This window comes from Mycobacterium sp. 012931, from assembly GCF_000419295.1.
Taxonomy (GTDB): Bacteria; Actinomycetota; Actinomycetes; order Mycobacteriales; family Mycobacteriaceae; genus Mycobacterium; species Mycobacterium marinum.
Genome location: NZ_AOPX01000001.1, coordinates 3,863,843 through 3,886,169 on the forward strand (window position 1 = coordinate 3,863,843; position 22,327 = coordinate 3,886,169).

At 66.3% G+C, this 22,327-nt stretch carries 5 protein-coding genes and 3 pseudogenes; 2 read left to right on the forward strand and 6 right to left on the reverse strand.

Features of this window, described 5'->3' with window-relative positions; genetic code table 11:
• Positions 1 to 4 precede the first annotated feature (4 nt).
• A complete protein-coding gene (locus tag MMSP_RS28720) occupies positions 5 to 679 on the reverse strand; it encodes an FAD-dependent oxidoreductase (protein ID WP_235065788.1) in 675 nt (224 codons plus the stop codon).
• Between the two features lie 214 nt (positions 680 to 893).
• Positions 894 to 1,250 (reverse strand): annotated as a pseudogene (locus MMSP_RS29895) (FAD-dependent oxidoreductase); the annotation flags it as partial.
• Between the two features lie 932 nt (positions 1,251 to 2,182).
• Between MMSP_RS29895 and MMSP_RS17035 the strand changes: the two are divergent.
• Entirely contained in the window at positions 2,183 to 3,952 is a 1,770-nt protein-coding gene (locus MMSP_RS17035; protein ID WP_020787641.1) for an ABC-F family ATP-binding cassette domain-containing protein, read from the forward strand.
• Positions 3,953 to 3,966: 14 nt separating this feature from the next.
• Positions 3,967 to 5,250, forward strand: a complete 1,284-nt coding sequence (locus MMSP_RS17040) for a cytochrome P450 (RefSeq protein ID WP_086085350.1) — start codon at positions 3,967 to 3,969, stop codon at positions 5,248 to 5,250.
• Here the strand turns inward: MMSP_RS17040 and MMSP_RS17045 are convergent.
• From MMSP_RS17045 to MMSP_RS17065, 4 genes and pseudogenes are all read right to left on the reverse strand, one after another.
• Positions 5,233 to 6,294 (reverse strand): type III polyketide synthase, encoded by a 1,062-nt coding sequence (locus MMSP_RS17045; RefSeq protein ID WP_015355952.1) that lies wholly within the window; start codon positions 6,292 to 6,294, stop codon positions 5,233 to 5,235. The genes MMSP_RS17040 and MMSP_RS17045 overlap by 18 nt on opposite strands.
• A 154-nt stretch (positions 6,295 to 6,448) precedes the next feature.
• Positions 6,449 to 9,538 carry a type I polyketide synthase gene (locus MMSP_RS17050; RefSeq protein ID WP_036427372.1) on the reverse strand — a complete coding sequence of 1,030 codons (3,090 nt, stop codon included), beginning with the start codon at positions 9,536 to 9,538 and terminating at the stop codon, positions 6,449 to 6,451.
• 5 nt (positions 9,539 to 9,543) lie between these two features.
• Positions 9,544 to 15,889, reverse strand: a pseudogene (locus tag MMSP_RS17060) (SDR family NAD(P)-dependent oxidoreductase).
• A 20-nt stretch (positions 15,890 to 15,909) separates the two neighbouring features.
• Positions 15,910 to 22,272, reverse strand: a pseudogene (locus MMSP_RS17065) (SDR family NAD(P)-dependent oxidoreductase).
• Between the last annotated feature and the right edge of the window lie 55 nt (positions 22,273 to 22,327).

Sequence of the window (22,327 nt, forward strand, 5' to 3'; positions counted from 1 at the left end):
CGGGTCAGGCAACGCCCTGTCTGGCGAATATTCGGTAGGCCAGATCGGCAACCTCCTGGGCACATCCCCAGGAGAGGCTGATGCCGGCGCCACCATGACCGTAGTTGTGCACGATCCGAGTGCCGCGCTGGGCTTCCAGCCGCACTCCGTCGCGGCGGAAGGGGCGCAACCCGACCCGTACCGGATGAATCACGTCTGGTGCAGCGCTGCGCAATGCCGGCAAGAACTCGACGCAGCGATCGAACATCATGCGCAACGGCGGATAGTCAGCCAGGTTCAATTCGGTGTGGTATCGGTCCGGCTCGACGAGCCCGCCCAGCACCAGCTGATCCGATCCGCGAGGCGCGATCGAGATCAGGTTCTGCTGGTCGGTAGCGGCATCGTTTGCCACCACGTGAGCTGCGGTTACCCGCGAGGTCGCGGTACGTTCCTGCAGCACCCGCAGCAGCGCGCCGCGGTGCGGAACCACGGTCGTGTCCTCGGCCAGCTCTCGCGCGCCCAGTCCCGCGCAGTTGATGATCAATTCGGCACGATATTCGGTCAGCAGCCGATTTTCCTGATTGATCAGCGGGCCGAAGATCCGTCGGCGGTCGACGCAGACGCCCGCATTCTTGGCCTCGCGAGCAAGCCAGGCCAGGCCAGGCCAGGCCAGGCCAGGCCAGATACCAGTCGGTATCAATGGTGGGTGCCAGGTAGGAATAGACGTCGATCACACCGGAGTCCCGGTTGACGCCGTGCCTATCGATCAGCGCCGGGTCGTGGACGAACCCGGGGACAAATCGCTTCACCTCGGACATCTTCGCGAACTCGATCGGGTCGTCCTCGATGCGGCGGCCGAAGTAGTACACCGCCGGCCTCAGGCCCACCCCGGTACCCGGATCCGAGGCGAGCTGGGTGAAGCGCAGGTAGGAACGCATCGCCCAACCCGCGTATCGAGCCAATACCGCCTGGTCGTGGTAGCGGCCGCACCGCGACGGCGGCCACTCCCACATCGCCCCGGACGCCGAGGACACCGCGTCAATGCCGAACCCGTCGGCCGCGACGACGACCTGCCAACCCCGCTTGGCCAGCACCATCGCGGTGGTCCATCCGCTCACACCGGCCCCGATGACCACGACCCGTGGCCGGTCCCCGGGCGTCATGACCACACCCGCTTCGCGTTGGCACAACGCACCGACCCAGTGGGGCCGGCATTTGTCTGGTGGCACCTTCGGTCCACAACACGATTCACGACATTCTCTTTCCTGCATCAAGTGCCGCGAACACGCGGCGTCGGACCTGGACAGCGGCGAACGCTGACCGGTCAGCGGCGAGAGATGCAGTTCCGGGCCAGGATGCTCCGGCCCGTAACGGTCATGACAAGGCGAATGGACCCAGGCGATCCCGGCGGCCCTCGGGTGGCCGAGAACACCGTTACAGCCAGCCAAGCGACCAGCGCGACCTCGGTCACCAGGACGCCCGGTCCAACCGCGCCGGTTATCCAGCCGTGCTGTATCGCGTCGGGGCAAGCTTGCGCCTGCCGCACGCAGTGGCAATCGCGGGCGGCCCGCACACCGGGCGATCCAGCAAACAGTTGACCGGACGCGGCGATCAGGTTTGGCAGTGCCCGACCAGCGGCACTCTCGGCCTGTCGCCCGTGGCGCGCAATGAGGCTCCCGAGCAACCAAACGACGGCGACCGCGGCGATCAGGTAACGCGGCCACGGTTTCAGGAGAGTCCTCTCAAAGCACATGGCAGCGATCAGACTAGCACCCCTAGGGGGTATATCCCAGCACGAAATCGGCCAGCCCGGACTAGCGCGGCAGCATGCCCCGAATACGAGCTGTTGACGTGGTTCTTTCGAGCGAACACCGGAGGCGCCACGGCGCGGCGCCACAACTCGGCTATACCAAGTACCCGTACTGGGTATAACGGGAAGGCGGCCGCTCCCCCGTCGCCACCGCCGAGCATCCCTTCGACCTAGTCACCCAACCACCCCGACGCAACACGTCGCCGTCTCGGCGAAGAAGCGACGTTCACTCCCCCACCCACACCCATCGGTCGGCGTGTCGCGCAAGACCCACCCAGCAAATCTCCGACGACCGCCTTCTCGGCGAGCACATCCCCCGGTCGGCGGGGAGACCGATGTTGGGTCGGCGACCGAACGCACGCCACCGGCATCCTCGCCGGTAGTTTTGGGCCGGTGGCACACCTACTCGGGGCCGAGTGCGTACACCTGGCATATCCGACTCAGGTGATATTCGACTCGGTGACATTGGGCGTCAACGATGGCGCACGCATCGGGATCGTCGGTCGAAATGGGGACGGCAAGTCCAGTCTGCTGGGGCTGCTCACTGGAGAGCTGCAACCGGACTCCGGCCGGGTGACCCGCCGCAGTGGCTTGCGTATCGGCGCGGTCAGCCAAAGCGACACCCTGGACCCGAGCCATACCGTCGGTTGGACACTTGTCGGGGACCAGCCCGAACACCAGTGGGCCGGCAATGCGCGCATCCGCGAGGTGGTCAGCGGCCTGGTATCCGACATTGGCTGGCACGCCAAGGTTGGCACGCTCAGCGGCGGCCAGCGCCGGCGTGTGCAGCTGGCCCGCCTCCTGATCGGCGACTGGGATGTGATCGCCCTGGACGAGCCCACCAACCACCTCGACATCGAAGGAATCACCTGGCTGGCCAGCCACCTCCAACAACGCTGGGCGCGCAACACCGGCGGACTGCTACTGGTCACCCACGACCGCTGGTTTCTCGACGAGATCGCCACCACCACCTGGGAAGTTCACGACGGAATCGTGGAGCCCTTTGAAGGCAGTTACGCGGCCTACGTGCTGCAGCGAGTGGAACGCGACCGGCTGGCGGCCACGGCCGAAGCCAAGCGGCAGAACCTGATGCGCAAAGAGTTGGCCTGGTTGCGGCGCGGCCCGCCAGCGCGAACCTCTAAACCGAAGTTCCGGATCGAGGCCGCAAATCAACTGATCGCCGACGTGCCGCCGCTGCGCAACACCGTCGAACTGGCCAAGCTCGCCACCGCCAGGCTGGGCAAGGACGTCATCGATCTACTCGACGTGTCGGTATCCTACGGTGACCGCCCGGTGCTGCGTGAGGTCGAGTGGCGGATCGGCCCGGGTGAGCGCACCGGCATCGTCGGCGCCAACGGCGCCGGAAAATCCACCCTGCTGGGGCTGATCGCCGGGACCATCCAACCCGACTCGGGTCGCGTCAAGCGCGGCAAGACCGTCCGGCTCGCCGTGCTTGATCAGCAGGGCGACGCGCTGGCCTCGGCCGCCGAAGACCGGATCGCCGATGTGTTGGGCCGGCTGCGCGCCGACTACCAGGTCGACGGGCGCGAAGTCACCCCGACACAGTTGCTGGAGCGCCTGGGCTTCGCCAAGGGGCAACTGTCCGCGCGAGTCAGCGAACTCTCCGGCGGGCAGCGGCGGCGGTTGCAGCTGATGCTCACCCTGCTGTCGGAACCCAACGTGCTACTTCTCGACGAGCCGACCAACGACGTCGACACCGACATGCTGACCGCCGCCGAGGACCTACTCGACTCCTGGGCCGGCACCATGATCGTCGTCTCGCACGACCGCTATCTGCTCGAACGAGTCACCGATCAGCAGTACGCGATCCTGGACGGCCAGCTGCGCCATCTGCCGGGCGGCATCGACGAATACCTGCAACTCGCGGCACGTCCGGCGGCCAAGGCCAGCCAGGAACCGGCCGCGCCAGCACAGGCGATGTCGGGCGCTCAGCGCCGGGCCGCCGAGAAAGAGTTGACCGCACTCGACCGCCAACTCGCCCGTCTGGCCGAACGCATCGCGGCAAAGCACACCGAGCTCGCCGAATACGACCAGTCCGATCACGTCGGGATCACCGAGCTGACCCAGCAGTTGCGGGCGCTCGAAGACGAGGTTGTCGCGACCGAGGAGCGTTGGCTCAAACTCTCCGAGACACTTGAATGAGCACCTACCGGACGGTGCCTTACCGTCCCGGGGAGGCACTGTTGGCGCTATATCGGCGCCGTGGCGCATTCATCGACGCGGGAGTCGGGCGCCACGGTTTCGTCTATCTGCTGGGCCCCGAGGCGAACAGGTTCGTGTTCGCCAATGCCGACGCGTTCAGCTGGCGCGAGACGTTCGAGAGCCTGGTGCCCGTCGATGGACCGACCGCACTGATCGTCAGCGACGGCGAGGATCACCGCCGTCGCCGCAGCATCGTGGCGCCCGGACTGCGGCACCGAAGCGTGCAGGACTATGTCGCCACCATGGTGTCCACCATCGACAACGTCATCGACAGCTGGCGGCCAGGGCAACCACTGGACATTTACCAGGAGTTTCGTTGCGCGGTGCGCCGCAGCACGACCGAGAGCCTGTTCGGCCCACGGCTGGCCTCCCATTCGGACTATCTGGGCCGACAACTGCAGCCTCTGATCGACCTGACCCACCGGTTGCCCCAGGTGATGCAACTACAGCAGCGGCTCAACTCACCGGGTTGGCGGCGCGCGATGGCCGCGCGCACCCGCATCGACGAACTGATCGATGCCGAAATCGCCAACGCTCGCGCGGAGCCCAGCCCCGACGACCGCATGCTGACCGCACTGATCAACGGCCGTTCCGAAGAAGGCTGCGCGTTGAGCGACAACGAGATTCGCGACTCCATCGTTTCGCTCATCGCGGCCGGCTACGAGACCACCAGCGGAGCGCTGGCGTGGGCCACCTACACCTTGCTCACGTTGCCCGGCGCCTGGGAGACGGCGGCCCGCGAGGTTGCCCGGGTGCTCGGCGGCACCGCGCCCAGCGCCGAGACCCTCGGCGCTCTCACCTACCTCAATGGCGTTGTGCACGAAACGCTTCGGCTCTACTCACCGGGAGTGGTCTCGGCGCGCCGGCTGATCCGCGACCTCTGGTTCGACGGGCACCGGATCAACTCGGGACGGCTGCTGATCTTCAGCGCATACGTAACCCATCGAATCCCCGAAGTATGGCCGAATCCCACACAGTTTCTCCCGCAGCGCTGGGATCCCGCCGCACCGGACTACCGCAAGCCCGCACCTCATGAGTTCATCCCGTTCAGCGGCGGACTGCACCGCTGTATCGGGGCGGTGATGGCCACCACCGAGCTGGTGGTGCTGCTCGCCCGGCTAGTCGCGCGCACCAGGCTTAGGTTGCCCGCTCAACGCATCCGCGCGGCCAATTTTGCGGCGCTGGCCCCCAAACCGGGCTTGAGAGTCGAATTCGTCGACTCAGTGCCAGCGCAGTAACACCAGCTCCGCGCAGAATCCGGGGCCCATGGCCAGCATCAGACCCGGGCTGCCGCTGGGCGGAACTTTGGCGATGGTGTCGCGCAGAATGTGCAACACCGACGCCGAGGAAAGGTTGCCGATTTCGCCCAATGAGCGCCACGTCAGCTCGAGGGCATCCGAGGGCAACCCGAGGCTGTTGGCGATCGCGTCGAGGACCTTGGGACCGCCCGGGTGACTCACCCATGCACCGATGTCGTTCTTGGTCAGATCGTGCATGGCCAAGAAGGCATCAACGTCGTCTGGCAGGTATTCCTCGATCAGATTCGTCAATTCCGGAGCCAGCCTCAGCTGCAGCCCGTGAGACCCAACATCCCAGCCCATGATGTCCAGCGACTCCGGGTACAGGCGGCTGCGCGAGTCGAGGATGTCAGGGCCGCCGGCACGAATCTGTTCCGCACGCCGGTCGCCGACGGCGACCACGGCCGCTGCGCCGTCGCCAAACAACGCCGTCCCCACGATGCCCGATACGGTGGGTTTGACGGCCGGATAAGTGAGCGAGCACAACTCGACAGCGATCAACACCGCGACGCCGTCGGGCGCACCCCGCAGGTAGTCATGCAGGCGCGCCACCCCGGCCGCACCCGCCACACACCCCAGGCCGAAAAGCGGCATCCGGCGTACGTCGGGGCGAAGTCCGAGGCGGCCGGCAATCCGGGCATCCAGCGACGGGACCGCGACTCCGGTGACCGTCGTGGTGATGATCAGGTCGATGTCCTGAGGCGTCAATCCCGCCTCGTCAAGCGCGCCCATCAGGGCCTCAATGCCAAGATCCACGGCTTTTTCGATGAAGATCTCGTTTGCATCGCCGAAGTCGGTCAGCGCCGGGTATTGCTCGATCGGCAAAACAAATTGGCGGCTGTTGACCTTCGCCGCGGCATGCATGCGCCGAACAATCTCTTCATGTTCCTGCAGACCGGGGAACTCGAGAAACGACTCGGTGATCTCACTTTGGCTATAACGATGCGGTGGTAACGCACCAAACACACCTGCGATAACGCTCATTGCTCTGCCCTCAATTACTTATCGGCCAGCCCACCCGTAGCGATACTGAAGTTTAGGCGGATCTTCGGGGTCTCGCAAAGTCGCACGTATTCAACACATGTCACATATGCGACCAGTAATGCCGGCGTAATCTGTGCTGTGCAGCGCAAATTCGTCAGTCAGGGTCGTCGTCTTCGGAGTCGAGCGCCATCGCAACAAGCGCCTCAGGACTCAGCGAGTCGATGACATCGTCGCTGACAGCTGCATCGGGTGCCGGGCTTTCGTCCTGGCCGGCCAACAGCAATAACTTGTCCAGCATTCCGCTTCGCCTGAGCTCACGAACGGGAATGGTTCCCAGGACCGACCAGATCTTGTCGTCGTCTGATTCTTCGTGATTGCCACCGGACAGCTGTTCATCAAGGTGCCGGGCCAGCGCCATTGGCGTCGGATAGTCAAAAATGATGGTTCGCGACAGCGCTAAGCCGGTTACGGCACGCAACCGATTGCGCAGTTCCACCCCGGTCATCGACTCAAACCCAAGATCTTGGAAGGCACGTTCCGCGTCGATCTGGTGGCTGTTCGAGTGGCCGGTGGCGATCGCCGCGTGTAGGCACACCAGATCAACCAGTTGACGAAAGCGCTCCTTGGAATCCACGCTGTCCAAACGCGGCCGCAGCCCTGACTCGTCGCTGCTATCGGCCTTCCTGCCAGCGCCTTCACCTAGCCAAAACCGCTGCCGCGCGAAGCTATATGTGGGCAGAGTAACCGTCCGGGCGCGCAGACCGGCGAACGCCGCCCGCCAGTCCAGGTCCGCACCGTCGACGTACAACTGGCCCATCGCGGTGAGTAGTGATTCGACTTCCGGACGACCCTTGGCCAGCAACGCAACTGATGTGCCCAGGCCGGCGCTCGGCCCGGTTTCGAGGAATGTCGCGGCGCCCAATGATTCGGCCAAGGCCACGCCGTCGGCGAACCGGACGGGTTTGCGCACATGCTCGACCCAGTAGCTGGCGGTTCCGTATCCCGCCGCAGCCAGCTGCCCAGTCATGTTGGACACCAGGGCAATCCGCGGCTCGTGGGCGACGATACCGCTGATCGTGGCGCCGAACTGCGCCATCATCGGCTCCATCAATGCCGAATGGAATGCATGTGAGACCGCCAACCGGTGCGCCCGACAACCCTGGCCCGTCAGCCGATCCGCTACCACGGCTGTCGCGGCCTCCGGGCCCGAAATCACCACCGAATCCGGCCCGTTGACCGCGGCGATGCTGACGCCTTCCTCCAGCATCGGCGCCACCTGTGCCGCGCTGGCCGCTACCGCCACCATCACCCCGCCGGGCGGCAGCTGCGCCATCAACCGACCCCGCGCCGACACCAGTCGCGCCGCGTCCGTCAGCGATAGCACCCCGGCCACGTGAGCCGCCGAGATCTCTCCGACCAAATGGCCCATGACGAGATCGGCGACCACGCGGCAGGCCTGCAACAACGCAGCCAACGCGACTTCCAGGGCGAATAGCGCGGGTTGAGCGAATTCGGTGCCCTCGAGCAGCGACGCATCCGCACCCCAGATCACTTCTCGCCACGGAAGGCGAAGGTGTTCGTCCAACGCGTCAGCCACCGTGTCAAAAGCCTTGGCGAACGCGGGGAACCGGCCATAGAGATCCCGTCCCATGCCCAACCACTGCGCCCCCTGTCCCGGGAAGACCAGAACGGTCTTGCCCCCCGAGCCGGCACGTCCGGCAACCAGGTTGACCCCCGGTTCGCCTGAGGCTAAGGCCGCTAACCCCGCCATGAACCCACCGCGATCACCGCCCACCAGCACCGCCCGATGCTCGAACACGGACCGCGTCGACAGCAGCGACCAGCCGACATCGGCCACATCGATCGAGGGCAGCTCGGCCACCCACGCAGCCAACCGCTGCGCCTGCCCCGCCAACGCCGCCCGAGAACGCGCCGAAACCAGCCACGGCACGGTCGCTTCCGTACCGTCGGGGTCCGCCACGGCCTCTTGCGGGATCGGAGCCTGTTGCACGATCACATGCGCATTGGTGCCGCCCATGCCGAACGACGACACCCCGGCCCGGCGGGGCCCGGCTCCGCGCGGCCAAGGTGTGAGTGTGGTACTGACATGCAGGCCATGGCTTTCCATGTCTGTCCCGGCGCTGTCGCCAACGTAGTTGAGACTGGCCGGTATTGCGCCATTCTCTAGCGAGAGCACCGTCTTGATCAGGCCCGCGGCTCCGGCGGCAGCGCCGGTGTGGCCGATATTGGACTTCACCGAACCCAGCCACACCGGGGTCTCGCGTGTGGCAAAGACCTCGCTCAGCGCCTGGGCCTCTGTGGTGTCGCCGATTCGCGTGCCGGTTCCATGTGCCTCGATGTAGTCGATCTGGTTGGGATCGACGCCGGCGCTGGCCATCGCCCGCCGCATTACGTCGGCTTCCGCGGCGGCCGAGGGAGCTGCCAGTCCACCCGCCGTGTGCCCAGCGCTGCCCACGGCGGCGCCCAGAATTACTGCGCGGATACTGTTTCCGTCCTCGAGCGCGGCGCGCAATGGCTTGAGCAGCACCAGGCCGCCACCCTCGCTGCGCACGTAGCCGTCGGCTCGTGCGTCGAATGCGTAGGTGCGGCCAGAGGCCGACACAGCTCCGAACTCTGTTTCCAGCCGGCCGGTTTCGCTCGCCAAGTTGAGGTGAATGCCGCCCGCGATCGCCATCGTGGCATCACCTGCGCCGCGCAGGTATTCGCGGGCCAGGTGCACCGCGACCAGCGAGGACGATTGGCCACAATCGACGGTCATGCTGGGACCGTGCAGGGCGAAACCGTAGGAAACCCGGTTGGCGATCAGCCCCCGACTGGCCCCGGCGAACGAGTAGTGATCGAGCTTGTCCGGGGCCTGGTCCAGCGTCAGCAACGCATAGTCGTCGTTCATTGCCCCGAGGTAGACGGCGATGGGCTCGCCGCGCACGGATTCCGCAACGATGCGGGCGTCTTCGAATAGTTCCCATGCCAGTTCCAGGGCGAGTCGCTGCCGTGGGTCCATCGCCGCCGCCTCGCGCGGTGACACATTGAAAAATTCGGCATCGAAGTCGCCGACATGGTCAATGGGTTTGGCGACTTCGTGCCCCTCAGACACCAGTTCCCAGAACTCACCGGGGTTGGCCGCACCGGGAAACCTGCATGCCACTCCGATGATCGCCACAGCCGATGCGAACTCTTGATCGCCGTCGCCATGCTGCCGGCGCAGACTCGTCGCCCGCGACATCACGCCTACGGTCCTAGTTCCTCGTCCAGGATGGCAAAGAGTTCGCTTTCGCTGGCGGAGCTGATGTCATCATCGTGGCTGTGGTCTTCCCCCCTCGACTGCGGGGATGTCAAGTCGGCCAGCAGGCCGTGGAGCCGATTCGACACCCGTTCCCTGTCTTCGGCAGTCCAGTCGGGCTCGTTGATCATGCTGTCGAGTTCGCGGGCCACCGCATCGAACCGAGCCAGCCGGTTCGGCTGTTCATCGGCGGCAGCGGGTGACAGCGAGCTGAGTTGGGTGCTGAGGTGTTCGGCCAGTGCCGCCGGGGTTGGGTAGTCGAAGATCAACGTGGGCGAAAGTGTCAGTCCGGTCGAGCTTTTGAGGCGGTTCCGTAGCTCCACGGCAGTCAGCGAGTCGAAGCCAAGGTCCTGGAACGGCTTGTTGGCATCGATATCGACGCTGGCGTTCCCGAGAACGGTGGCGGCGTTGGTGCAGATCATGTCGACAAGTTCGCGGCTACGTTGTTCGGGGCTCAGGGTGTGCAGGCGGCTGATCAGAGCCGTCATCGAGGCACTGTTGTCGTTGGCGTCGACGACGCGGCGCACCGAGCGAGTGCCCAAGTCACGCCAGATCGGGGGAACCTCCGGGTTGGCGCTCAGCGCAGCGACATTGAGCTGGGCAGCCACCACGCCGGGGCGCTCGCCGAGCAGCGCGGCATCCAGCAGGTGCAAGGCATGTTCGGTGCTCAGCGGATCGAGTCCGACCTGCCTCATCCGGGCCAGGTCCCGATCCCCCAGGTGTTGCGTCATGGTGCTGGGTTGTTCCCACAGTCCCCAAGCGATCGAGACAGCGGGTAGGTCCTGGCCGCGCCGGTAGGCGGCGAGACCGTCCAAGAACGCGTTGGCGGCGGCGTAGTTGCCCTGACCCGGGGCCCCTGCGATGCCGGCCAGCGACGAGAACATGACAAATGCCACCAGATCCATGCCGTGGGTCAGTTCATGCAGATTCCAGGCTCCGGCTGCCTTGGCCCGCAGCACCGGCTCCACCCGATCCGGTGTCAAGGAGGCGAGCACCGCGTCGTCGAGCACACCCGCCGCATGGAATATCCCCTTGAGCGGGTAGCGGTCCGGCAGCTGCGCCAGCAGCGCCGCGACCGCATCGCGGTCAGCCACATCGCAGGCGGTCACCGACACCTGGGCGCCGCCCTGCTGCAGTTCGGCAACCAGATCCGCGATTCCCGGCGCCTGCGTTCCAGCCCGGCTGACCAGCACGACGTGGCCCACGCCATAGCGCTGCACCAGATGCCGGGCCACTGCTGCCCCGGCCATCCCGGTGCCGCCGGTGATCAACACGGTCCCTCCGGACAACACCGATTGCGCGGCCGGTCCCTGCGGCAGGGTCAAGACCACCTTTCCGATGTGGCGGGCCTGACTGACGTAGCGGTAGGCCTGCTGTGCCGACCGAACATCAAACAGCTTGAGCGGCGGTGCTTTTAGAATTCCTTCCTGAAGCAGTCCGACGACCTCGGAAAGCATCCGCGCGATCGCGTCCGGACCCGCCTCCATCAGGTCGAACGCCCGGTAGCTCACCCCCGGGTACTCGTCGGCAACGGCTTGTGGGTCGCGCAGGTCGGTCTTGCCCATCTCGATGAATCGCCCGCCGGAAACCAACAATCGCAGTGACGCGTCGGTGAACTCACCGGCCAGCGAGTTGAGCACCACATCCACCCCGGCGCCGCCGCTGGTCTTGCGGAACTTCTCCTCGAACTCCAGCGAGCGTGAATCACCAATGTGTTCGTCATCAAAGCCCATTGCCCGCAACGTATCCCATTTGCCACGGCTAGCAGTCACGAAAATCTCGGCGCCCCAATACTTTGCCAGCGCCACCGCGGCCACACCGACTCCGCCGGCGCCTGCGTGTATCAGTACCCGCTCGCCGGCTTTGAGACCGGCCAACACCGACAACCCGTAGAACGCTGTGAGGAACACCACCGGTACACCTGCGGCCTGGGCCAACGACCATCCAGCAGGAACCGTCGTCACCAACCGCTCATCCACCACCGCTTCAGAGCCCACGACACCCACCAAACCCATCACCGCATCGCCAACGGCCAGGCCCTCCACTCCGGGGCCAACCTCGACGACCATGCCGGCGCCCTCGGCACCCAACGCCCCACCGCCGGGATACATCCCCAACGCCACCAGCACGTCCCGGAAATTCACCCCGGCCGCACCGACCGCGACCCGCACCTGGCCGGCGGCCAGGTCCACTCGAGGACACGGCTGCACCAGCACATCCTCGAGCGTTCCCCCACCGCCAACGGCCAACCGCCACGGCCCTTCCGGCAGTTCCAGCCCTGATCCGGAATCGATGAATCTCAACCGGGCCCCCATGTACGACACCGGAGCGCACCACCAATTGCGGATCCCCACAAGCGACGGCATCGGCAATGTCCACCGAATCATCGGTGTCCACCAGTACCACGCGCCCCGGATGCTCCGCCTGCGCCGAGCGCGTCAGACCCCACACCGCCGCGCCCGCCAAATCGGTAACACCTTCGCCGGCCAGGCCCACCGCGCCCCGGGTCAGCACAACCAGAACACCGGGATCATCGCCTGCCAACCACGACTGCAGCTTCGCCAGCGCCTCGTTCACCCGCTGGCCGACCGCGACGTCACCGTCGGCAGAGCCGGACTCCCACAACACCACATCCCGAGCCGAGTCGCTCGCGCTGAGTTCCGGTGATGTCGGAGACCACGCAACCTCGAGCAGCCGGCCGCTGATGGTGCCTCCGGCCGCAATCACGGCCGCCGACAACGCCTCACCAGAAACGGCGCGAACTACCAACTGTTTGACCGATAGCACCGGCAGTCCGCGCGGGTCGGCCAGCTCCACCGACACCAACCCCGCATCCGCCGGGGTGATGCGTACCCGCAGCCGCGCCGCCCCCGCCGCATGCAGCGACACCCCCTGCCAGGAGAACGGCAGCATCAATTGATCGGTCGCGGTGGCGAACCCCCAGGCATGCAGGGCGGCATCCAGGACCGCCGGATGGATCCCGAAGCCCTGCAACGTCGCATCCTCGGGAGCGACCACCTCCGCATAGATTTCGCGCCCCCGCCGCCACACCGAGCGCAACCCGCGAAATGCCGGTCCGTAGCCATAACCACGGGCAGCGAATCGGTCGTAGACGTCACTCACATCCACAGCGGATGCGCCCACCGGCGGCCACACCGACAGGTCGACACCATGGCCGACGCCGCTGGCGCGCAGCACGCCTTCGGCATGCAGCACCCACGAATCGCCATCCGCAGTCGACGAAAACACCGACACGGTCCGCCGGCCCGATTCATCGGCGCCGCCGACGACCAACTGCATCCGCACCGTGCCGGTCTGCGGCAGCGCCAGCGGTGCCAGCAAGGTCAACTCCTGTACCAGCGGGCAGCCGACCTCATCGCCCGCCCGCAGCGCCAGCTCCACGAATCCGGCGCCCGGAAACAGCACCACCCCGTCCACCGTGTGATCGCGTAGCCACGGGTGCAGTTCTGGTGACAACACGCCAGTCAGCACCAGTCCCCCCACATCGGGACGCTCCACCACCGCCCCCAGTAGCGGGTGACCGACACCTGTCAGACCAGCGCCGGTGAGCTTGGTCTGGTCAACGCCCAGCTCCTTGAGCCAGTAGCGACGCCGCACAAAGCCATAGGTGGGTAGGTCCGTGCGCTGTGCGCCCAAGCCCGCAAACACCTCACGCCAGTCCAAAGCTCGACCATCGGCGAACAATTGACCTAGCCCGAGGAGCAGCGCGTCGTTCTCGGGGCGGTCCTTGATCAGCAGCGGGACCGCTGGCGTCTCACGAGTCAACGACTGCTCGACCAACGCCGTCAAGCCGCCGCTAGGCCCCACCTCGACGAAGGCGGCGGCTCCCAATGACTCGGCCAACGCCACACTGTCTGCGAAGCGCACCGGCTTGCGTACATGCTCTACCCAGTACGCTGCCGATCCGTAGCCTGCCTCGGCCAGCTGGCCTGTAACGTTGGATACCAGGCTGATCCGCGGCTGGCTCGCCGAGACACCCTTCAACACCTCGGCGAAGTCCGGCAGCATCGGGTCCATCAACTCCGAGTGAAACGCGTGCGAGACGGCCAGCCGATGCGTCCGTCGTCCCAGTGCCGCAATCCGATCCACCACCTCGCCGACGGCGCCTTCCGGGCCTGAAATCACCACCGAGTCAGGCCCATTGACCGCCGCCGCCGCAACCCCGGACCCCAGCAGCGGCGTCACCTCCTGTTCGGACGCGGCAACCGCGACCATTGCCCCACCCGCCGCTAGCCCAGCCATCAGCCGGCCCCTGGCCGCCACCACCCGTGCCGCATCGGGTAGGGACAGGACACCCGCAACATGGGCCGCCGAGATCTCGCCAACCGAATGCCCGAGCACTAGATCGGGCACGACTCCCAGCTGTGACAGCAAGGCAGCGAGCGCGACCTCCACCGCGAACAGCGCAGGCTGCGCGAACTCTGTACTTTCCAGCAACCCCTCATCGGTGCCCCACATGACCTGCCGTAGAGGTAGCCGCAAGTGCGCATCCAACTCCGCCGCGACCGCGTCGAATGCCGTGCGGAACGCCGAAAACCGCTCATACAGAACGCGTCCCATGCCCAGGTATTGGGCGCCTTGGCCGGGGAACACGAACACCGTCTTGCCGGTCGATCGCGCGCGGCCCACCACGGCGCCCGCGCCGTGCTCGCCGGCGACCACACCGGCAAGCCCGTCCATCAACTGCGTGCGGTCGGTGCCCACCACCACCGCCCGATGCTCGAACAGCGAGCGGGTTGCGGCCAGCGACCAGCCCACATCCACCGGGTCGAGATCTGGATGCTCTTCGGCCCAGGACAGCAACCGTTGCGCTTGGTTCGCCAACGCCGGTGCTGAACGCGCCGACAACACCCACGGCACGGTTGGGGCGCCGCGATCAGGCTCGGCGAGATCGTGTTCGGCGGTGGGGGCTTGTTCGAGGATCACATGCGCATTGGTTCCGCTGATCCCGAAGGAGGAAACCCCCGCGCGCCTGGGGCGCCCCAGATCCGGCCACGGCCGTGACTCGGTCAGCAGTGAAACCGCCCCCGCCGACCAATCCACCTGCGGCGTCGGCACATCCACGTGCAGCGTCTGGGGCAGCACACCATGCTGCATCGCCAACACCATCTTGATCAGCCCGGCCACGCCCGCCGCCGCGGAGGTGTGCCCGATATTGGATTTGATCGAGCCCAGCCACAGGGGCTCTGTGCGGTCCTGTCCATAGGTGGCCAAAATCGCCTCGGCCTCAATCGGATCCCCCAGAACGGTTCCGGTGCCGTGGCCTTCGACCACGTCCACGTCGGCCACCCCCAGCCGAGCGCTGGCCAGCGCCGCCCTAATCACCCGTTGCTGTGACGGCCCATTCGGTGCTGTCAAACCGTTGGAGGCGCCGTCCTGATTGACCGCCGAGCCCCGCACGACTGCCAGCACCGGGTGACCCAACCGCTGTGCGTCGGCCAGTCGCTCCACCACCAGCACCCCGGCCCCCTCCGACCAGGTGGTGCCGTCAGCGGCACCCGCATACGCCTTACACAACCCGTCGGCGGCCAGCGCTCGCTGCCGGCTGAACTCCACAAATGCCGCGGGGGTCGCCATCACTGTCACCCCGCCGACCAGCGCGAGATCGCACTCTCGCGAACGCAATGACTGCGCCGCCAGATGCAGCGCCACCAAGGACGAGGAACACGCGGTATCCACCGACACCGCCAGCCCCTCCAACCCCAGCACATACGCCACCCGGCCCGAGGCGACACTCAATGTCGAACCGGTGAGCCCGTATCCTTCCAGCTCACCTTTGACTTCGCCGCCATAACCGGCGTGAATCACTCCCACGAATACCCCGGTCGCGGAGCCACGCAACGTGGTCGGATCAATCCCGCTGCGCTCCAAAGCCTCCCACGAGACTTCCAGCATCAGCCGCTGCTGCGGATCCATCGCCAAGGCCTCGTTGGGACCAACGCCGAAAAAGCCGGCGTCGAAGTCTCCGGCATCCGCCAGGAATCCGCCCCGCCGTGTGTAGGTCTTGCCACGCGCGTCCGGGTCCGGATCGAACATTGCGTCGATATCCCAGCCCCGATCGGAGGGAAACTCCGAGACGGCATCGCGGCCTTGGGTCAGCATCTCCCACAACGATTCCGGAGAATCCGCTCCCCCGGGATACCGGCAGCCCATGCCAACCAGCGCCACCGGCTCGGAGAGCTTGTCCTCCAACTCCGCGACCCGCCGGCGGGTGCGCCGCAGATCCGCGGTCAGGCGTTTGAGGTAATCAACATGCTTGGTGGTTTCCGTCAAGATTGCTCCTCGTAGAGGCTTCAGGAGCCGAGTTCTTCGTCGAGAATGGCGAAGAGCTGGCTTTCGCTGGCAGTGGTGATGTCGTCATCGGCGGACAGGTCGGCCAGGATGTCGTGTAGGCGGCCGGACAACTTGCCCTTGTCCTCGTGGGTCCAGTCGGGTCGGTTGATCAGCTTGTCGAGTTCGCGGGCGAGGTCGTCGAATCGGCGCATCAGATCGGGTTGCGCCGTGGCGGTGGCCAAACGGATGCCGAGATGTTCGGCCAGGGCTGCGGGGCTTGGGTAGTCGAAGATCAGCGTGGGCGAAAGAGCCAGCCCGGTCGCGGTTTTGAGCCGGTTGCGCAGCTAGACGGCCGTCAGTGAGTCAAAACCCAACTCCTGGAAGGCGCGGTGGGCGTTGATGTCGGCGGTGCTGGAGCGCCCCAGCACGGTAGCGGCGTTGCTGCACACGACATCGACGAGTTCGCGTTGACGCTGCTCGGCACTGAGCCCGTGCAGTCTGGCCACCAGGCCCGTTGCCGCCGCGATGTTATCGCCGGCATCGGCGTCGCTGATCACTCGTCTCTTGGGGCGAGCGGCCAACTCGCCCAACAGCGGCGGTAGTGCAGCGCTGTTGGACTTGAGCGCGTTGGCGTCCAGCCGGGTGGCCACCACAACGGCTCGGTCGGCCACCACCGCGGCGTCGAAAAGCTCGAGGGCATGTTCGGTTGACAACGTTGCCAGCCCCACCCGGCTCATGCGCGCTTTGTCGCGCTCACCAAGATGGCGAGTCATCGCGCTGGCTTGTTCCCAAAGGCCCCAAGCCACCGACACACCCGGCAGGCCGAGCGCGCGCCGGTGAACGGCCAGCCCGTCCAGGAAGCTGTTGGCCGCCGCATAGTTACCTTGTCCGGCGGTGCCGATGATCCCGGCCATCGAGGAGAACAGCACAAAGGCCGACAAGTTGAGGCCGCGGGTCAGCTCATGCAGATTCCAGGCGCCGTCGATCTTGGCCCGCAGCACCGTATCGACCCGCTGCGGGGTCAGTGAAGCGATCAACCCGTCGTCGAGCACTCCCGCCGCGTGAATCACGCCCCGCAGCGGATAGCGTGCCGGCACTTGCGCTAGTAGCTCCGCGACCGCGTCCCGATCGGAGACATCGCAAGCCACCACCGCCGCCTCTGCTCCGGCATCCTGCAATTGGCCGAGCAGCTCGCTGGCCCCTTCGGCCTGCGCGCCGGACCGACTGACCAGGATGACGTTGGCCACCCGATGACGGGACACAACATGGCGGGCCAAGGCCGTCCCGGCCATGCCCGTCCCGCCGGTGATGATCACCGTGCCTCCGGCCAGGGCACCAGCGGGTACCGCACCGGTTTCGTCGGGAAGTGTCAACACCACCTTGCCGATGTGACGAGCCTGGCTGACAAAGCGATACGCCTGCCGAGCCAGCCGCACGTCGAAAGTCTTGATCGGCAACGGTGTCAGGGTTTCGGCGCAAAGCAGTCGGCTCAGCTCGGCCAGCATCCGCGCGATCAGGTCCGGGCCGGCCTCGATGAGATCAAATGCCCGATACCCAACGCCGCGATGCTGTTCGGCCATCGTCTGTGGGTCACGAAGATCGGTCTTACCCATCTCGATGAAGCGACCGCCGGGGACCAACAGCCGAAGCGATGCGTCGACAAATTCGCCGGCCAGCGAGTTGAGCACCGCGTCCACTCCGGCTCCACCGGTGCCGGCACGGAACTTCTCTTCGAACTCCAGAGTGCGCGAGTTGGCGATGTGGTCATCATCAAAACCCATTGCCCGCAACGTATCCCATTTTCCTGGGCTGGCCGTTGCGAACACTTCCAGGCCCCAAAGCTGAGCCAGCTGCACCGCGGCCATGCCCACCCCGCCGGTGGCCGCGTGCACCAACAGCTTCTGCCCAGACCGCACCTCGGCCAGGACACGCAAGCCGTAGAACGCCGTCAAGAACACCACCGGGACACTGGCGGCCGTCTGCAGCGACCAGCCCGGCGGAACTGCGGTCACCAAGCGGTGATCCACCACCGCCTCGGGCCCCACCACGCCGAGCAGCCCCATGACCGCATCGCCGACGGCCACCCCGGAAACGCCGGGCCCGACCTCGGTGACAATCCCGGCGCCCTCAACCCCTAGCTCGCCTCCACCGGGATACATACCCAACGCCACCAGCACATCCCGGAAATTGACGCCCACGGCGGCCACTGCGACCCGCAGCTGTCCGGTCATCAGCCCCGACGGCGCACAGCCGCCCACCTTCACGTCATCCAACGTGCCACCGCCGCCGGTGACCAATCGCCAATTCTCGCCCGGTGGCGGCAACCGCAGCAGTGACTCGGCCGGCTTCAACCGCGCCTGGTAGGCCACGCCCGCACGCACCACCAGCTGCGGCTCACCGGAATTCAGCACCGCGCCCAGTTCGACCGAACCATCGGTATCGACCAGTACGACGCGACCAGGATGCTCGGCCTGCGCCGAACTCACCAGCCCCCACACCGCCGAACCCGCCAGATCGGTCACGTCTTCGTCCGCCAGTCCTACCGCGCCGTGCGTCACCACCGCCAAGACCCCGGGTTGGTCGCTGGCCAGCCACGACTGCAATGCGCCCAACGCGCCATCGGTGGCCACATATGTCGACTCCACCGCACCCGCGGACAGCTCGACCTGGGAGGCCAAGTCCCACAACGTCACCGGTATATCGGCGGTGTCGTCGCCGGGCCTGCCCAGCGGTGACCACGCGACCTCTAGCAAGCCACCGCCACCGGCCGTGCCCGCCGATGACGTCTGGTCGGACACCGGACGAAACGCTAGGTCCCGCACCGTCAAAACCGGCAGACCTACCGAGTCGGCGAGTTCCATGGCCACCGAGCCGGACCGAGATTGCGCTATCCGGACTCGACAGCGCGAGGCTCCGGCAGCGTGCAACGACACCCCTTGCCACGCGAACGGCAACACCGTTTGGTTCTGCTCCGCGGTCAGCACCAACGCATGCAGTGCCGCATCGAGAAGCGCTGGGTGGATGCCGAAACCGCCGATCTGCGCGCCGGCATCTTCGGGGAGGGCCACCTCAGCGAAGATTTCGTCCCCCGACTCCCACACGGCCTGCAGACCGCGAAACGCCGGACCGTATTCGTAGCCCCGGGCTGCCAGCCGGTCGTACACACCGCCGAGGTCCAGCGCCGTCGCGCCCTCCGGTGGCCATGCCGTCAACTGCCCCACTGAAGCAACCGCCGCCGGCGCCAGTACGCCTTCGGCATGTAATGACCATTCCGAAAGTGACTGGTCGCCGCGGGAATACACTTCTACTGTCCGGCGATCCGACTGGTCGGCGGGGCCCACCACCACCTGTAGTTGCACTCCGCCGACGGTCGGCAGAACCAACGGCGCTGACAGGGTCAGTTCTTCCACTGCCGCGCATCCGACCTCATCGCCGGCGCGGATCGCCAACTCGACAAAGCCCGCACCCGGGAACAACACCGTGCCGGCCACCGCATGACCCGCCAGCCATGGCTGCAATGCCACCGATAGCTGACCAGTCAAGACCACCCCACCCGAATCGGGTCGCTCCACCACCGCGCCCAGTAGGCCATGCGCGGCACCGGCCTGCCCCAGACCGCCCACGTCGGTACGACCGGCATCGAGCTGCCCCAGCCAGAAGCGGCGATGCTGGAACCCGTAGGTGGGCAGGGCCACCCGGCGGCCGGCGCCGATGATCGAGGCCCAGTCCACCCGCACCCCCGCGACATGGGCTTGAGCGACCGATAGCCAGAATCTTTGCAGCCCGCCGTCGTCGCGCCCCAGCGATGGAATGACGATCGCTTCGCCGGAGTCTTGCTGGCCAGCCAGGGTTTCTTCGATGCCGGCCATCAAAACCGGGTGCGGGCTGGACTCGATGAAGACTTGGCACCCGCTGTTGAAGGCGGTACGGATAGCCCGTTCGAACTGCACCGTCTGGCGGATGCTGCGATACCAGTAGTCGGCGTCCAAGCCCGCGGTATCGGTGAATTCGCCGGTGACCGTGGAGATGAAGGCCGTCGATGTCGATTGGGGCGCGATACCGTCCAGCGCCTCGGCCAACTCGGCACGGATCGCCTCCACCTGAGCGGAATGGGACGCGTAGTCGACGTCGATTCTGCGGGCCCGAATATCGTCCGCCTCACAGCGCCCAATCAGGGCATCGAGAGCATCCACCTCGCCGGACACCACGATCGCTGAAACGCCGTTTACCGCAGCAATACTCAAGCGGTCGCTCCACGACGCCACTAGCTGGCGGGCGCGTTCCAGTCCGCACGCGAGCGACACCATCCCGCCGGCACCGGAGAGCTGCACCAGCAGCTGGCTGCGCCGCGCGACCACCCGCACCGCATCCTCGAGGGACAGCGCCCCCGCCACGTAGGCGGCCGCAATCTCGCCTTGCGAATGGCCAATCACCGCGTCGGGAAGCACCCCTGCGGAACGCCATAATTCGGCGAGCGACACCATGATCGCCCACAACACCGGCTGCACGACGTCCACCCGATTCAGCCCCGGAGCACCCGGCACCGCCCGCACGACATCGAGCAGCGACCAGGACACGTACTCGGCAAGAGCCTTCTCGCACGGATGCATCTGATCGGCGAACACCGTCGAGGTGTCCAGCAGATCGACGCCCATCCCGACCCACTGCGACCCCTGGCCGGGAAACACGAACACCGTCTTGCCTACTGGCCGGGCACGACCCACGACAACACCGGCGCCTGGCTCACCGTCGACAAAGCCCGCGAGCCCCTGAATCAGCTGCGTCCGGTCGGCGCCCACCACCACCGCCCGATGTTCGAACACCGACCTGGTGGTAGCCAACGACCAGCCCACATCGGCTACATCGAGATCCGGGCGATCACTCACCCACTGCGCCAGGCGCCGTGCCTGGTTGACTAACGCCGGAGCTGACCGCGCAGCCAGTATCCACGGGGTGAGATCGGTTCTGTGCTGTGCGGCAACCTCTTCTGCTGCCGGCGCCTGCTCGAGAATGACGTGAGCGTTGGTGCCGCTGATCCCGAACGAAGATATCCCTGCCCTACGCGCACGCCCGGTTTCCGGCCACGGACGCGCCTCGGTCAGCAACGACACTAACCCCGCTGACCATTCCACATGCGGCGTCGGCACATCCACATGCAGCGTCTGGGGCAGCACCCCATGCTGCATCGCCAGCGTCATCTTGATGACTCCGGCTACCCCGGCCGCGGCAGAGGTATGCCCCATGTTCGATTTGATCGAGCCCAGCCACAGGGGCTCTTTGCCGGGCCCGGTACGGTCCTGCCCATAGGTGGCCAAAATCGCCTGGGCCTCAATGGGATCGCCCAAGGTGGTCCCGGTGCCGTGGCCTTCGACCACATCCACATCGGCCACGCCCAGCCGGGCACTGGCCAGCGCCGCGCGAATCACTCGCTGCTGTGAGGGCCCATTCGGGGTCGCGAGCCCGTTGGAGGCACCATCCTGGTTGACCGCCGAACCCCGCACCACGGCCAACACCGGATGTCCCAACCGCTGTGCATCGGTCAGCCGCTCCAGCACCAGCGCCCCGGCGCCCTCGGAGAACGCGGTCCCGTCGGCGGCACCCGCGTACGCCTTGCACCGCCCGTCGGCCGATAGCGCCCGTTGCCGGCTGAATTCGATGAACATCGCCGGGGTGGCCATCACGGTTACCCCACCCACCAGGGCCAAATCGCACTCACGCGACCGCAGTGACTGCACCGCCAGGTGCAAGGCGACCAGTGAGGACGAACACGCGGTATCCACCGACACCGCCGGGCCCTCCAACCCCAGCACATAGGCCACTCGGCCCGACGCCACACTCAACGTCGACCCGCGCAGCCCATATCTCTCGAGGTCGCCGGGCACCCGGCCCTGTCCCCCATACGAGCCGTGGAAGACCCCGACGAACACACCGGTCGGCGATCCGCGCAACGTGGTCGGGTCGATTCCGGTGCGCTCCAACGCCTCCCAGGACACTTCCAGCAACAGTCGCTGCTGGGGATCCATCGCCATCACTTCGCTGGGCGCTATCCCGAAGAATTCGGCGTCAAAACCAGCGACGTCGGTCAGGAATCCACCGCTGCGGGTGTATGACTTACCCACCGCGTCCGGATCGGGGTCGAACAGACTCGCCCCATCCCAGCCGCGATCCGTCGGGAAATCCGACACCACGTCACGTCCGGCGGCCACCATCTCCCACAAGCCCTCGGGAGTCGCGATGCCACCCGGGTAACGACATCCCATCCCGACCACCGCGACGGGCTCTGTGGCTTGGGCAAGGTGGTCACGGTTTTCCCGCTTGAGCCGCTCGTTCTCTTTGAGTGTCTTGCGCAGTGCCGTGATGAGTTCGTCTGGGGTGCTGTCCATACAACGCGCCTTTCCAGCTACTCAGCGAATCGGCGCGAGGGGCGCGCGGCGGCTG